This is a genomic window from Lysinibacillus sp. 2017 (assembly GCF_003073375.1).
Classification (GTDB): domain Bacteria; phylum Bacillota; class Bacilli; order Bacillales_A; family Planococcaceae; genus Solibacillus.
Genome location: NZ_CP029002.1, coordinates 3134152 through 3149081 on the forward strand (window position 1 = coordinate 3134152; position 14930 = coordinate 3149081).

General features: G+C 36.2%; 14 protein-coding genes. 1 reads left to right on the forward strand and 13 read right to left on the reverse strand.

Annotated elements, in window-relative coordinates:
- Positions 1-85 precede the first annotated feature (85 nt).
- The 6 genes from DCE79_RS15295 to DCE79_RS15320 all read right to left on the reverse strand — a co-directional run bounded on the left by DCE79_RS15295 (position 86) and on the right by DCE79_RS15320 (position 6052).
- On the reverse strand, positions 86-2020 hold the full coding sequence (locus DCE79_RS15295; RefSeq protein ID WP_108713856.1) for an FtsX-like permease family protein: 1935 nt from the start codon (positions 2018-2020) through the stop codon (positions 86-88).
- Complete coding sequence (locus tag DCE79_RS15300) at positions 1992-2765, reverse strand: ABC transporter ATP-binding protein (RefSeq protein WP_108713857.1); 774 nt, start codon at positions 2763-2765, stop codon at positions 1992-1994. The genes DCE79_RS15295 and DCE79_RS15300 overlap by 29 nt, the downstream gene beginning before the upstream one ends.
- 25 nt (positions 2766-2790) lie before the next feature.
- Positions 2791-3201, reverse strand: coding sequence for a hypothetical protein (locus DCE79_RS15305; RefSeq protein WP_108713858.1), 411 nt, complete (start codon positions 3199-3201; stop codon positions 2791-2793).
- Between the two features lie 10 nt (positions 3202-3211).
- Positions 3212-4195, reverse strand: a complete 984-nt coding sequence (locus DCE79_RS15310) for a sensor histidine kinase (protein ID WP_108713859.1) — start codon at positions 4193-4195, stop codon at positions 3212-3214.
- Positions 4195-4899, reverse strand: coding sequence for a response regulator transcription factor (locus tag DCE79_RS15315; protein WP_108713860.1), 705 nt, complete (start codon positions 4897-4899; stop codon positions 4195-4197). The genes DCE79_RS15310 and DCE79_RS15315 overlap by 1 nt, the downstream gene beginning before the upstream one ends.
- 160 nt (positions 4900-5059) lie before the next feature.
- Positions 5060-6052, reverse strand: coding sequence for a lipoate--protein ligase (locus DCE79_RS15320; RefSeq protein WP_108713861.1), 993 nt, complete (start codon positions 6050-6052; stop codon positions 5060-5062).
- 141 nt (positions 6053-6193) lie between these two features.
- Between DCE79_RS15320 and yhfH the strand changes: the two genes are divergently transcribed.
- Positions 6194-6319: a protein YhfH gene (gene yhfH, locus DCE79_RS15325; RefSeq protein WP_108713862.1), complete on the forward strand. Its 126-nt coding sequence runs from the start codon at positions 6194-6196 to the stop codon at positions 6317-6319.
- Between the two features lie 168 nt (positions 6320-6487).
- Here the strand turns inward: yhfH and DCE79_RS15330 are convergent, their stop codons facing one another.
- From DCE79_RS15330 to hemY, 7 genes are all read right to left on the reverse strand, one after another.
- Positions 6488-8677, reverse strand: coding sequence for a YhgE/Pip domain-containing protein (locus tag DCE79_RS15330; RefSeq protein ID WP_108713863.1), 2190 nt, complete (start codon positions 8675-8677; stop codon positions 6488-6490).
- Positions 8678-8762: 85 nt separating this feature from the next.
- Positions 8763-9338, reverse strand: a complete 576-nt coding sequence (locus tag DCE79_RS15335; RefSeq protein ID WP_108713864.1) for a TetR/AcrR family transcriptional regulator — start codon at positions 9336-9338, stop codon at positions 8763-8765.
- Positions 9339-9767: 429 nt separating this feature from the next.
- Positions 9768-10289: a FixH family protein gene (locus DCE79_RS15340; protein WP_108713865.1), complete on the reverse strand. Its 522-nt coding sequence runs from the start codon at positions 10287-10289 to the stop codon at positions 9768-9770.
- Entirely contained in the window at positions 10286-11680 is a 1395-nt protein-coding gene (locus DCE79_RS15345; protein ID WP_108713866.1) for a sensor histidine kinase, read from the reverse strand. The genes DCE79_RS15340 and DCE79_RS15345 overlap by 4 nt, the downstream gene beginning before the upstream one ends.
- Positions 11677-12369: a response regulator transcription factor gene (locus DCE79_RS15350; protein WP_108713867.1), complete on the reverse strand. Its 693-nt coding sequence runs from the start codon at positions 12367-12369 to the stop codon at positions 11677-11679. The genes DCE79_RS15345 and DCE79_RS15350 overlap by 4 nt, the downstream gene beginning before the upstream one ends.
- Positions 12370-12372: 3 nt before the next feature.
- Positions 12373-13326 (reverse strand): YncE family protein, encoded by a 954-nt coding sequence (locus tag DCE79_RS15355; RefSeq protein WP_108713868.1) that lies wholly within the window; start codon positions 13324-13326, stop codon positions 12373-12375.
- A 158-nt stretch (positions 13327-13484) separates the two neighbouring features.
- Positions 13485-14918 (reverse strand): protoporphyrinogen oxidase, encoded by a 1434-nt coding sequence (hemY, locus tag DCE79_RS15360; protein ID WP_199912281.1) that lies wholly within the window; start codon positions 14916-14918, stop codon positions 13485-13487.
- Positions 14919-14930 lie beyond the last annotated feature (12 nt).

Genomic DNA, 14930 nt, shown 5'->3' on the forward strand with positions numbered 1-14930 from the left:
ATATTAATAAAACAATATTAAAATTGTTATTCATGCATAAATTCAGTTGAATATGACGTTTTTTTCTACTTTAAAGCATCTTTATTCACGAGCGCATATGTGAAATATAACGCCAGCGGATTAAGAAAAAGTAACCAATTTGAATGATGGCAAAGATTGAAAAGGAAACAACAACTTCCTTTACAATCGATAAATTCATTACATCATGTAAAACCGTTTGCACGACGTAGAACGCAAATGCGCTATGTACAAAGGCTAGTCCCCATGGTAAGAAAAATTGAATAACTAAGTTTCGCGTAATCAGTCGCTTCATTTCTTTATCTGTCAGGCCGATTCGTTTTAGCATATCAAATTGTTTCTTCTCTCGGTCAAGTGATGCATACAATTTAAAATAAACAAAACTTCCAGAAGCAAGTAAAAAGACAGCGACGACTAAAATACCGACAAGTGTTAATAAAGAATACGTAGCTAATATATAAGAATAATTTAACCCTGCATTTTCAAAATAAAATGGCAATGTATAGTCATTATTTTTGACGTAGTCTTTCGCTACCATTTGGTAAATATCTACCCCAATATTTTCAGTTTCTGTCCAGTTGGGAATATCGAATGTAAACAAGTGATAGCCTGGCTCCACGTCAGGTGATAACTCAAAATCATTCACTAATTTTTTGTAATCCTCATCACTGATAATAATGGCATTACTACTAACAATTGCAGAAGGGAAGAACATTTTCGGATACACACTATTAATTGTCAGTTTTATATTGTTTTCTATTAATTCGGTTTCTACTTTTGTTTTTTCAAGCTTTTTAATCGAATCCTCCGAATAAGGAATAAACATCGATTCGCCACTATCTAAACTGACAAGCGGATATTTATACGAATAGAGTAAATGGTTGATATCCGTTTCTCGAAATACCTCTACAGGGTTTGATGTGTACGATGATGTTTGTCGAATAACGGAAAAGCGGGTCATATGGTAGCTCAATCCACTTTCCTCTAGCTCTTCTAATAACGCTAAAATATGGGCGTCTTCATAGGGATTATCGACAATCCCTTTATAAATCAGGCCAATCGGGTTTAGCTTGTCATATTGAGACGTATACGATGACATCGCCGATAAGATCCCAACCGTTAAAAACGCTAATGTTGAAACAAGTGTCACAATGAAAAACATGCGCGAGTTCACGCGTAAAATATGGATAAGTTCTGCAACAGACAACATTCTTGAGCGCTTCCAATACATATGCTTTTTTCCTTTAATACGGTCAATGATAAAAAGGGTCGTATCGCTAAAGAAATAATACGTCCCAAATATCACGAAAATCGGAATTAGTAATGTATAGTTAAAAATCGAAGTTTTCGTTGTAAATAGCGTTAACCCGTAGCCAGCTAGAATAAGCACAATACCTAATACAGCAAATCGCTTTGAATATGAATCCTCTACTTCAATCGTACTTGGACCTTTTAGTAAATCGCGAATTTTAATATTTGGCGTGAACATAATACTAATTGTTGAAATAACGATGAACGCACTTAAATAGACGAACAACGTCAACACGAATGGTTTCCACGATAAGTACAAGGGTAAATTATCTAAATTCAAAATTTCACGGACAATCATAAAGAAAAATTTCGAAAAGGCAAACCCAAAAATAATCCCTGCTATGCTTGATAAAAAGCCAATTGTCATCGTTTCAATGATGATTAGTTTTCCAAGCTGATGACGATCCATCCCTAAATGAAGTAAAATTGCAAATTCTTTTGTACGTACCTCTAAAAAAGCACGCATCGAATAAAATATAAAAAACCAAGAAAATAGTACAAGAATAATTTCAGCAAACACCATACCTGCAATCGATACTTCACCTAAAAAGCCACGCTCAATTTCTGGATGGAACATTAACATAGAATAGATGAAAAATACAAATACAGACAGAAAGCTTGCCATAAAAAAGGCAGCATAATTTCGAAAGTTACGGAAAACGTTACGGTAAGCGAATTGAAGAAAAGTCACCGACATGTCCCCCTAATAAGCTTAGTACATTTAAAATGCGTTGGAAAAATGTTTGGCGACGGTCATCTTTATAAATTTCATTGAAAAATTCACCATCTTTTATAAAAAGCACACGGTCACAATAGCTTGCCGCAATGGGATCATGTGTAACCATCACAATTGTCGTTCCATTTTGTTTGTTAATATTCCCTAAAAGCTCAAGCACTTCACGCGATGCGTTGGAATCAAGATTTCCTGTTGGTTCGTCTGCTAATACAATCATCGGTCTATGAATTAGTGCCCGTGCAATGGCTGTGCGTTGCGCTTGTCCACCTGAAATTTCATTGGGACGCTTTTGTAAAATTTGCATGATGTCGAGCTTTTCACTCAAGAACTTTAAACGTTCTTCCATTACAGCAATCGGTTGTTCATCTAGTGTTAAGGGCAATATAATATTTTCCTCTACTGACAACATCGGTAGTAAATTGAAGTCTTGAAAGACAAAACCTAATTGACGGCGTCGAAAATAAGCAAGTTCTTCACTATTTAACATTTGTGGCTTCGTACCATTAAAAATAATCTCGCCAGAAGTTGGACTATCAATCATTGATACCATGTTTAGTAGTGTAGTCTTACCACTTCCAGACGGCCCCATAATCGCAACAAACTCGCCTTCTTCAACTTCAAAGCTTAATTGATTTAACGCACGTTTCGTCACTTTTCCTTCATATACTTTTGTCACTTCATGTATTTGCAAAATCGCCATTTTTTTATCCCTCAATTACTTACACTTATTTTTCTAGCACCCATGGCAAAACAACTTCGAAGCTAATTTCAATGACTGGACCTTCCATAACAATCGGCACCATGTCAAATTCATTGGTTAAAGAAAAGCAATGTTGTCCTAGTACAATATCCCAAGCATCGTATTCTCCCTCAATTACTTCTCCTACAATATGATATTTTCCCGAATACATAACCGCTGAATCATTATTGACGAGATGATTATGGAGCTGACTAGGCTTTGAAAGATCGATTCCTAGCTGTTCAGCAAAATCTAACACGACCGGATCCATCTTCTCTTTACATGCTTTTACAAAATTTATACATTCATCACTAATGCAACGATAGCTATTAAATTCAAACGCCATTTTTGTATGTTCTAAATCGACCGCTAATAACCACTCTTCAATTTTTAGCATAATGCTCCTCCTAGGATTGGAAAATCACTTCAATTTTCGTGCCATGCCCTACTTCTGATGTAACGACAAGTTGATGCCCCAGCTGATTACATATTTCTTTTGCGATATATAAACCCATTCCCGTAGATTCGCCTGTTTTACGACCATTTTCACCTGTAAAAAATGCTTTTGTCACACGAGATAAGTCTGATTTTGGTATACCGATCCCTTCATCACGTATCGTTAAATGAATACGATGATCGATAATTTTTGTTGAAATGTAGATTTTTTTATTTGGTTCAAATGTATATTTCACTGCGTTCGTAATAAATTGTTCTATTAAAAAAGTTAACCATTTTGAATCACTCATAACGATTAAATCATCATCAATTTGCACATCAGGAAATACACGATTGGTAATAAATAGACGCTTATTTTCATTTACTGTTGCTGTAACAACAGACTTTAAAGGTACTTTAACAATTTGCATATCATCTGCAAAATTTTCTAATCGTGCATTCATTAAGACCATTTCAAGTCCACGCTTTAATCGCTCTACTTCTTCTTGGACACTCTTTTTATCGAGCTGTTCTTCCTGCTGCAACAACAGCTCTAAAACCGAAACTGGCGTTTTCATTTGATGTACCCATTGATTCATAAATTTATACTGTCTCGATTGAGTCGCATACAAACTTTGTACTTCATGTTGATATAGTTTATAGAGCTGATTTAAATAACGCTCTGTTGTCGCATATTCCGATGTTTTCGCATTCTTTTGTAATGCATCTTCCATCGTTGTTGGGAGCTCGATAATTTTTGCTAAATAGCGTCTTCTTAGCATGTAGCGCACTACTAAAAACGATGTAATCAGTAGCACACTAATTACTATGGCATAACTTGCTGTATCCATATCGCGAAATCCATCTAACCAAAAAAGTGCAATTAAAAACACTGTCAGCACTATTTGAAAAATAATGTATGACACATGCTCCTTAATAAATAATTTAATGGCCATTACATTTCCTCCGCACTTAATAAGAAGCGATAGCCTGCTCCTCTAACCGTTTCAATCCCCGATACAACACCGTAATCCGCTAATTTTCTACGAACACGCGTCATATTAACATTGAGCGTATTTTCATCAACAAATGCTTGATCGTCCCATAGTTCTTCTAACAATTGATCGCGTGAAACCACTTTTGGTGCTTGGCCCATTAATAAGCCTAAAATGATACACTCTTTTTTTTGCAATGGTACAATTAAATCTTTTAATTGTAATTCCATGCGCTCTAAGTATAGTGTGAGCTGCCCATTCGTTATGGTTCTTTCCTCTTGTCTTACTGAATATTCACCATATGTACGACGCAAGTGGCTGCGAATTTTCGCTAAAACAATTTCATAATTGAATGGTTTTGTAATAAAATCATCGCCACCATTTTCTAATGCAAAAATTTGGTCCATCTCTCCAGAACGTGCTGAAATAAATAAAATCGGACACTTCGTAAATTGTCGTAATTTTCGACACCAATAATAACCATCATAAGAAGGTAAATTAATATCTAATAAAATAATATGTGGTGAAAACGCTAGGCATTGTTCCACTAATAAATCAAAATCTCGAATTGTTTCTACATCATACTGATACTTACGTAAAGTATCCGCTAGTAGCGATGCAATTTTTTGATCATCTTCTACTATAAAAATTCGATGCTTTTCCATATGAACGACCTCCTTTATGAGCGTGCCATGTACATCTATCATAGTTTATCCCGTATTCCTTTGGGATGAAACCCCCACTGATTAAGTTCTACTTTATTGTAACAAAAAAGAGAAGGTCCCGAAAATAGGAGCCTTCTCTTTAATTCATTAAATTTACATATTAGTAAATTAAATGTAAAAAATCTTCATCTGTAACGCCACCGAAATATTTTGAAATGTCGATGTCATGTAATTTTTCTCCGATATCCGTACGATCATATTTTGTTCCAATTAAAAGTTGTTCGATTTCTTCTACATCACCGACACCGAAGAAGTCCCCAAAAATTGTCACTTCTTCAATAATGCCTTTGTTCACTTCTAAGCGGATATCAATACTACCAGATGGGAAACGTTTCGTTTTTTGAATGTTGAAACGCGGTGATTTTCCGTAATTCCATTCCCACTGTTGGTAACGGTTTTCCGAAATTTCATGGATGTTCGCCCAATCCTCTTCTGATAACTCATAGTATTGAATGTTTTCTTCGCCACCGAAAATCGATTTTAAAATCTCCATACGGAACTGTTCTACCGTAATTTTCTCAGGTAGGAAATCAATAATATTCGCTACACGTGAACGAACCGATTTAATGCCTTTTGACTCGATTTTGTCTTGTTTTACTTTTAATGAATTAACAACTGCATCAATATCTAAATTGAACATTAACGTACCATGGCTGAACATGCGGCCACGCGTTGAGTATTGCGCGTTCCCCGATACCTTTTTCCCTTCAGCTAAAATATCATTGCGTCCCGAAAGTTCTGAGTTAACTCCTAACTTAGCAAGTGCATCTACAACAGGTTGCGTGAACTTTTTGTAGTTGTGGAAGCTGTCTCCATCATCTTTCGTTAGGAAACTGAAATTTAAATTGTTTAAATCGTGGTAAACTGCGCCTCCACCTGAAAGACGACGTACAACAATAACATCCTTTTCTTCTACATAATCGGTGTTAATTTCTTCAATTGTGTTTTGGTTTTTTCCAATGATAATCGATGGTTGATTAATATAGAACAGTAAAAAATCATCCTTTTCGATATCCATGTTTTTTAATACATACTCTTCAATTGCTAAGTTAATGCGTGGATCTGTAATCCCTTTATTATCGATAAAATACAAGAACCTTCACTCCTTCACAAATTATCCATATTTATTTTAACTTAAATTTTGTGTTTTGTGTTGACGAATTACAACTGTTATAATACAATACAAAATATAAAGATAAGTAATATAACAGTTTAGTTAAAGGAGGCAGACACAATGTTAGAAAATGTAGTCGAATTTTTCAAAAACTTACCAGACAAAATTTGCGTGCAATGCGGTGACAAAATTGAAGAACAAAGCGAGTGCTACAGCAACGATTGTGAAAAATGCAACTCTCTTTAATTCTTATATTATTTTTATCTAGCTGTACACAAATAACCTTCATCTTAGATAAGATGAACCTATAAAAGCTTACAACGCCAAGGCCCTCGCTCAAGGACCTTGGTTTTTCTTTTGTACAATACAAAAAACGCCTGAGTCTGATTTAAAATCAAACTCAGGCGTTTATTTTTACTTAGCTTCTACATCATACTTTGAGTAGTGCTTTTTGTATAACAGTGTAAAGTAACCAAATGTAATTACTAAAGCACCGAAGAAAAATGCACCTAAAATGCTCGCGTTAAACATAAAGAATGATGAATCTCCTGTAGAAATTGCTGCTTTAAAACCTTGAACAGAGAATGTCATCGGTAAAAAGCTATTAAAGAATTGTAATTTATCTGGCAGTAACTCAAGTGGGAATGTACCTGCACTTGTTGTTAATTGAAGAATCAATAAAATAATCGCGATAAAGCGTCCTGGGTCACCGAAAATTGATACAAGCAGTTGAATAATTGCTAAATATGCAAAGCTTGTAAAGATTGTCATTAAGATGAACTTTGGCATGCTTTGTACTTCTAGGCCGAGAACACCAATCATAATAAGAATCGTTAATAATGATTGAATCAATCCAACACCAATTAAAACTGATAATTTACTGAAGAACCAGCTTGACCCGTTTTTCGGAATAATCACAGGCTCTACCAATGGGAATACGATTGTTACTAATAATGCCCCTACAAATAACCCTAAAGAAATAAAGTATGGAGAAAATCCTGTACCATAGTTTGGTACATGGTTTACAACAGTTTTATCTACTTCAACTGGTTGACCAACCATATCATACGTATTTTCAGTTGGATTCACATTTACTTGTTCACTTGCTTCTGATAATTTTCCAGATAATGTGGCTGTACCATCTGTTAACTCTTTTGTACCGTCTACTAATGTAGTAGAACCTTCCGCAAGCTCACCAGATTTTTCAGCTAATAATGATGTACCGTCATTTAATTTATTTGAACCATCAACTAGTGCATTTAAACCAGATGCTAATTCATTGGCACCTGCTGATGCTTTCGTTGCCCCAGTACTTAGTTCATTTAATTTATTTGCTAATAACGTATTACCTGAAGCTAATGATGCGGCCCCGTCGACTAATTTTGTAGAATTGCCATTTAACTGAGTAACACCTGTAGCTACTTGTTGCTGACCTGCGTTTAATTTACTAGCACCTTCACTAAGCGCAGCAATTTTATCATCCAAACCATTTGTTCCTTCATGTAGCTGTGATAAACCACCGCTTACTTGTTGGCTTCCTGCTTGAAGCTGAGCTAATGCTGTTTTTAATGCTGTTTGATTTTCTTCAGGTAGCATTGGAATAATTGCTTGCAATTGCGCTTCTAGCTGATCCATCCCACCAGCAACATTCGCTGAACCGTCCGCTAATGCTTTAATTTTATCATCAATATCGGCTGTACCTTGTGCTAATAAAGATAAATTTTCAGCTAAGCTTGCTTGACCAGCTGTTAATTCTTTTTGACCGTTTGCAACTTGACTAACACCTTGTGTATAACTTGTAATACCTTGTTTTAACGTGTCAGCACCAGTTGCTGCTGTTTGTGCTCCTGCTGCTAATTGACCCGCGCCATCCGCAATCGTTGTAACACCAGTTGCTAATTCACCTGCTCCTGTTGCTGCAGTTTTTGCACCAGCAGTTAACGTGTCAGTTCCGTCAGATAATTCAATTGTGCTAGATGCTAATTGCTCTAAATAGCCTTTTAAATCTTCAGCACCAGTTGCAATTTTTTTCGCACCATCATCTAATTGACCTGCACCATCTGCTGCTTCATTATAGCCGTCACCTAATTTTGTAATCGAATCAAATAATTTTTCAGCATATGTCGCAGATACTTGTTTATTTACTTCTGCTTGCACACGACCAATAGCTGTTTCACCAATTTGAGCACCGATGAAGTTATAGCCTTCATTTGGAATGTACTCTATTTTTAATTTTTGTGGTGAGTCATCTAACAATGTTGTCGCATGTTCAGAGAAGTTTTCTGGGATTTTAATAATAATATAGTAATTTAAATTATTTAATCCTTTGTCAGCATCTTCTGCACTTACCTCTTCGAATTTAAACTGTTTCGTATCAATTAATTTATCGACGAGCATATCGCCTAGTTCCATCGTTTCGCCGTCCATCACTGCGCCTGTGTCTTCATTGACTAACGCAATTGGCATGTTTTCGAGCTTATCATATGGATCCCAAAACGCCCATAAAAACATCCCGCAATACATGACTGGTACAAACAAAATTGCAATGACTGAAATAAGCATTTTTTTCGTTTTTAAAATTTTAAGCCATTCTGCTTTTATCATGTTATACCCCCTATTAGACTTATTGACCAAAAACGTCATTTGGTCATTTTACTGTAAAAAGAATTCCACTTTCATTGAAGTGAAGTTACTTTTTTTTAGCTAACCCGCTAAAAATCGTTTCGTTAAATAACGATAAAATTTCTTGTTCGTTTAGTGGTACATTATGTGTCAACTGCCAATCTACGATAAATGCAATATACGCTTTGAATAATAGATATGCAACATGTTCTGGATTACACTGTTTAACTTCATCCTTTTCAATGCCATTTCGAATACGCTTTGAAACATAAGAAATAATTTCGCCCTCAATTTTAAGGAGCATTTGTTTTACTTCAGGTGTTCGTAATGCTTTTTCCTCTTCAACTAGTTTAGCGAATAGCATATGTCGTTCTCTAAATTGAAGCATTTTCATTAAAGACATATGTGCATTTTTCATAAAGCTCACATTCGGATTAATTGATTTGTCTGTTTCTCTTTTCATTTCTTCAATTAAATTTATGACGACCTCTTGGAACAATTCCTCTTTGTTTGAGAAAAAAGTATAAATAGTGCCTTTGCCGACATTTGCAATTTTGGCAACCTGTTCGATTGTTGTCGCCTTATAACCAAATAACGAGAATGACTTCGTAGCAGCTAATAATATTTCTTGTCGACGATCCATAAACTTACCCCCTAAACTCAGAACCGCAAAAGCTCCATTAAGCTCCAGCAAACATTGGAAGGCCCAACAAGAAAGTAAATGTTCTACCACTTTCCGAAGGCGTGACTGAAATGCTCGAGGGGCTGGCGCATTTGCCTGGATGCAAAATGACCAAAATACCATTTCGGTCATCTGGTCATTTATTATACGCTTTTTAACAATTTTTGCAACACTAAAGGGTTCATCACCGTAACATGGGGTTGATTATTGTTTTATCAGTTTGTCTAGCTATTGGCGGGCTAAGCCTTATCTAAAACACCTTATTAGAAAAAAATTTTATTCCAAAATAGAGTGCCCCGAAGCGTAGCAGAACGGACTAGATTAAAAAGGAATCACTTTGAATCCTTAAATTATGTCATCCCCAACTTATGGTGATGAGCCCACTAAAGATTAATGATTATGGTCTTCTTCTTTTTTTTCCTCTTGATGTTCTTGCTCGTTATTGTCTTTATCATCAGAACTATGCTCCATTGAATGTGAGCTTGTATCTTCTAGTACCTTGTCCATATCGGGATTACCGACAACTAACTTTTGTTTTGGCATCACATGTAATCCACGTGCTGTAGTATGTGCGAACATATAATAGACACCATCATGATCAAACGTATAATCTACAACATAAATACCGTCTTTTGTTAATGTCCCTTCAAGCATTTCTCCATCATCACGTAGACCTGATTCCCAAACTTCAAATTTCACTTCATCGGCATCATTCACGGCATCATCATTTTGTGTTACTTTTGCCGCTAATTGTATCGGTTCACCGACAGCTAATTGCTCTGCTGTTTGAATTTCTACAATAACTTCTGCTGGCATGATACCGTTATCTAATGTATCCACCTCTACTTCTTCATCTCCACAACCAAATAATAAAAACGATGTTGCTACTGCACTATAAAGCCACTTTTTCATTCTAATTCCTCCATTATTGGGAACATTATCTCCACTTGCGTTCCCTTTTCTACGATACTTTTTATTTTTAAACTACCTTTATGTTGCTTCACAATTTGCTCAACAATTGATAAACCAAGCCCACTTCCCCCATCCAATCTACTGCGCGCCTTGTTTACGCGATAAAAGCGCTTTGTAATATGAGGTAAATCTTCAACAGGAATGCCGATACCTTCATCTGAAATAAGTATTTGTGCTTCGTTATTTAATGTTTTCGAATCAATCGTTATGCATCCGCCTTCAGAAGAGTAGTGAATGGCATTTTCTAATACATTAATAAATACCTGCTTCAATTTTTGCTCATCACCTATTACGATTAGTTCTTCTTCTAATTGCAGGATTAACTGAATACTTTTTAAAGCCACCTTTTGCTCGACTAATGATAGTGCATCGCGAATGGTTTCTGCTAATACAAGTGGTTCCGCTTCATTCGTATGTAATGCTTCCTCTTTTCTTGCAAGTTGCATTAACTCATTCGTTAAGCGCTCCATTCTTGCAGACTCTCGCGCAATAAGCTGTATTGCTTCATCGCGTTTATCTTCTTCAATTATTCCACTTTGAATCGCTTCACTATAGCCTTTGACATAGCTAATTGGTGTGCGTAGTTCATGCGAAACCGTTGCTAAAAATGACTTTTGTGCTTCGTCTTCTTGCTGGATAGAATGAGCCATTTGATTAAAGGCAGATGATAATGAACCAATTTCATCTTTGGAGGTGACATCTACTCTCGTCTGATAATCCCCATTAGCCATTTGATTAACAGCTTGCTGTAAATTTGCAAGGGGCTGCAAAATCTTACGCATCCCTTGGTAAACGAAAAATGCAGCAATAATTAAAAACATGATGGCGCCAGTGATGAGTAAAAGCACTTCTTCTTTTGCAAGCTCTGAAATTTTTGCTAACGGAAAATACAAATATAAAATGCCCTCTAAACGATTTTGATCTGTAAATGGCAAGATTACCGAAATAATTTGGCGTTCAAATCGTTGTTCATAGCCGATTTTGGTAATCTTTTTCCCTGCAATTAATCGCTGTCGTTCATCTGGTCCGATGAGTGTATCGTAGTCGATTTCAAATGGAACACAGGCACTAAGTTCACGTGGATTTCTCACGGCAAAAATTTCGACATTTGCATAATCCGCGTATTGTTCAATCTCGTAAATCAACTCATCGGTCACTTTGCCACCCTTGTACTTCGTTTGCAGCTTTTCACCGATTTCGATCATTGAAGCCTTCGTATCCTCAACATAAAGTTGTTCATAAAGAAAATTTGTGAATATGTACATAAAGAAGACAGTCATAGATAAAAACAGTACGATGAGTAACCATAATTTAGATGATAGTTTTTTCATGCGCTCGTTTCAAAACGGTAGCCAATTCCCCATACAGTTTGGATGGAATCGCTTGCTGCTTTCGATTTCTTACCTAATTTAATGCGCAATGTTTTAATATGGGTATCTACGGTTCGCGTACCGCCTGCATAATTTAAATTCCAAATACGTTCTAGCAATTGTTCACGAGAATAGACATTGTTTGGGTGTTGCATAAAAAGATGTAGAAGTTCAAATTCTTTTAATGTTAATAGTACAATTTCATCGCCTATATACACCTTTCTAGCCACTTCATCGATTTTTATAGCTCCGTGTTCTAAATAATGTGTTGGTTTCTGTTCTGTCATATGCCCAACTCGGCGTAGTACTGCATGAATTCGAGCAACTAATTCATCTGCTGCAAACGGTTTTACGATGTAATCATCTCCACCTAGTGTTAAGCCCTTTACTTTATCCGTACTTGCATCAAGCGCCGTTAAAAATATGACGGGTATTTTCGCAATTGCTTGAATCGCTTCACATACAATAAAGCCATCCTCGCCAGGCATCATAACGTCTAATAATACTAAGTCGATTTTTTGTTGTGTCATGATGTGGTACGCCTGTATGCCATTTTCTGCATGAACGGTGTTAAAGCCTGATTTCACTAAAATCAATTCAATAAGCTGACGCATATTTTCTTCATCATCTACAATTAATATTGTCGTCATTATTTACCCCTCCCTCACAAGCAATTGGAACGGGCCTTTTCCTGATTTTACTTGATGCTGTATGTGCCCATTTTCTAAAAAGTAAATGACCTGATCATCATAACCCGCGACAACAAGCTGATTTCTTAAATACGCGACTGCAAAGGGATTCGCGCCAATTTCTTGCTGCCAATTAATCGTTCCGTCTAGTTGTACATCATAAATCATATTTGCACCATGACTAACAATCGTGACATCTTCGTTATGCTGTGCAAAGCCAACTGGCATGAGTGGGGTTATAATTTCAGATTTATGCTTTCCTGTCATTAAATTATACACATGCACTGCTTCATTTGGGCTACTGCCTTCACCGTGACCCCCGATCCAAATCTCGTTTGTTTCTGGTGAAATAAAAAGACCATGGGATGATTTTGGAATAGACCATTGTTCAAGTTTCTGCAATTTTTCTGTAGATACAATTGAAAGTATGGTGTCCTTATAGTTAATTACATATAGTTTATCATCACGAACAGTCATCGACATTGGATAATTTCCTAATTTCACTTTTTTCTGAAGCTTTCCATTCATTGTATAACTTGATAACTCATTGGTTTTACTATTTGTTATAAAAATTCTCTCGGATGCCTCATCATATAAAGTGTTGGTCACACCAATGCCTGTTTCAATTATTTTTAATATTTTTCCTGAAGAAAGTTCATATAAATCTGCCTCTGTAAGTTGATGACCGTATAAAAGTACAGCATCATTTCCCACTAAACTCGCGCCTGTATATGATTTTTTTAAAGACCAGTTAGCGATTTGCTTTGCTGCTTGATCATAAAATGTAAGCGATGGTTCCAAAATATTGACAGTTGCAACAAATGATAGATGTGGGTCGATTGCTTCAAAGTGCTCATCTGAACATCCAGCTACGACAAGCAGGAACATACCTAAAAAAATGATTCGAATTGTTTTCATCTCTCTTACACCTCGTTTATTAGCGTACAAAAAAAGTGTGAAATTTGCATGAAACCATTACGTAAATTTTGTGACAATTTCTAATACCAAACAAAAACGCCGCACTAAAAGCTTTCACTTTTACTACAGCGTTTTCGTTCAATATCTTATTAAAATGATTAAGCATTTACTTCACATTTGTGAAGTTGTGCCCATACTCGTTTTGCAGCCTCTTTCCCTTGTGTTACACAGTCTGGCATCCCAATTCCTTCATAGGAACTTCCAGCAAGAATAACATTCGGAAATTCTTTATAAAATTGATCCTTCATCGTTGCTAAACGAGCTTCATGACCAATCGTATATTGTGGCATCGATTCCTTCCATCTTGCAACAACTGTAAAAATTGGTGACGCATCAAGACCAACAGCTCTCTGTAAATCTTGCAACACAATTTTTTCAATTTCACTATCTGAAAGTTCGACAATCGATTCATCTCCAACGCGTCCAATGTATACACGAAGTAAGTCATGATTTTCTGGTGCCGCATTATCCCATTTTCGACTGCTCCACGTACATGTTGTAATTGCAAAATCACTATTACGTGACACGAAGAAATTTAAAGCATCTGCATATTTTTTCATTTGCCCTTTTTTAAACGCCATTGTGACTGTAGCAATCGTTGCATAATTCATTTTTGGCAATAGAGGCATCACTTCAGAATCCTGGAACATTTTTTTTGCTACGTTAAACGGTGTCGTAACAATCAGCTTATCTGCTTGCATGGAACTTCCATCATTTAAATAGAGTTGATTTGTACTATCATTTTGATTTTCAATCGAATCCACTTTCATTCCTTTGATAATCGTCACATCCGTCAAAGCATTTTCTAGCGCTTCGATTAACGTTTCAAGACCATTTTCAAACGATTCATAATGAATCTCACCTGGAGTATCTACCATTACGTAGATTCCTTTACCAGTCTTCTTCATGCCTATTAATAAACTACGATACTCTTTCTCTAACTGGTAAAATTGCGGGAACATCGATTTCATACTTACATGATCAACGTCACCTGCAAATGTACCTGCCAAAACAGGCTCTACAAGATTTTCTACTACTTCTTTACCGAAACGTCGACGAAAAAAATCACTAATCGGTTCATCTGTATCATGAGGCAATTTCGGTAAAATCAAATCTCCAGCCGCGCGAACTTTACCACTTAAAGAAAGCACATTTGAGGTCATAAATGATAAGATTTTAGGTGACCCTCCGAGTAAAATATTACTCGGAATAGGGTGTAGATTGCTACCGACTGCTATGAATGTCCGACCATTATTATTTTGAATCATCTTATGTTCGATATTTAAATCACGCGCCAGACTTCGGATACTGCTACCTGTATCAAAAAACGATTCAGGACCACGTTCGATGATAAACCCATCTTTGCGAACTGTATGGATTTTTCCACCTATACGCAGAGACGCTTCAATTAACACGATTTCTAATGGTTCATTTTGCGTCTTCGCCTTTTGTTGTAAATAGTATGCCGTCGTTAAGCCAGTAATTCCACCGCCAACGATAACAACCTTTCTCCTTTTTAAAGTCACCATCATCATCACTTTCTT

Coding starts and splice junctions, on each gene's coding strand:
- DCE79_RS15300 (WP_108713857.1), bottom strand. CDS start 2,765: ATGGCGATTTTGCAAATACATGAAGTGACAAAAGTATATGAAGGAAAA.
- DCE79_RS15305 (WP_108713858.1), bottom strand. CDS start 3,201: ATGCTAAAAATTGAAGAGTGGTTATTAGCGGTCGATTTAGAACATACA.
- DCE79_RS15310 (WP_108713859.1), bottom strand. CDS start 4,195: ATGGCCATTAAATTATTTATTAAGGAGCATGTGTCATACATTATTTTT.
- DCE79_RS15315 (WP_108713860.1), bottom strand. CDS start 4,899: ATGGAAAAGCATCGAATTTTTATAGTAGAAGATGATCAAAAAATTGCA.
- yhfH (WP_108713862.1), top strand. CDS start 6,194: ATGTTAGAAAATGTAGTCGAATTTTTCAAAAACTTACCAGACAAAATT.
- DCE79_RS15330 (WP_108713863.1), bottom strand. CDS start 8,677: ATGATAAAAGCAGAATGGCTTAAAATTTTAAAAACGAAAAAAATGCTT.
- DCE79_RS15335 (WP_108713864.1), bottom strand. CDS start 9,338: ATGGATCGTCGACAAGAAATATTATTAGCTGCTACGAAGTCATTCTCG.
- DCE79_RS15340 (WP_108713865.1), bottom strand. CDS start 10,289: ATGAAAAAGTGGCTTTATAGTGCAGTAGCAACATCGTTTTTATTATTT.
- DCE79_RS15345 (WP_108713866.1), bottom strand. CDS start 11,680: ATGAAAAAACTATCATCTAAATTATGGTTACTCATCGTACTGTTTTTA.
- DCE79_RS15350 (WP_108713867.1), bottom strand. CDS start 12,369: ATGACGACAATATTAATTGTAGATGATGAAGAAAATATGCGTCAGCTT.
- DCE79_RS15355 (WP_108713868.1), bottom strand. CDS start 13,326: ATGAAAACAATTCGAATCATTTTTTTAGGTATGTTCCTGCTTGTCGTA.
- hemY (WP_199912281.1), bottom strand. CDS start 14,918: ATGATGGTGACTTTAAAAAGGAGAAAGGTTGTTATCGTTGGCGGTGGA.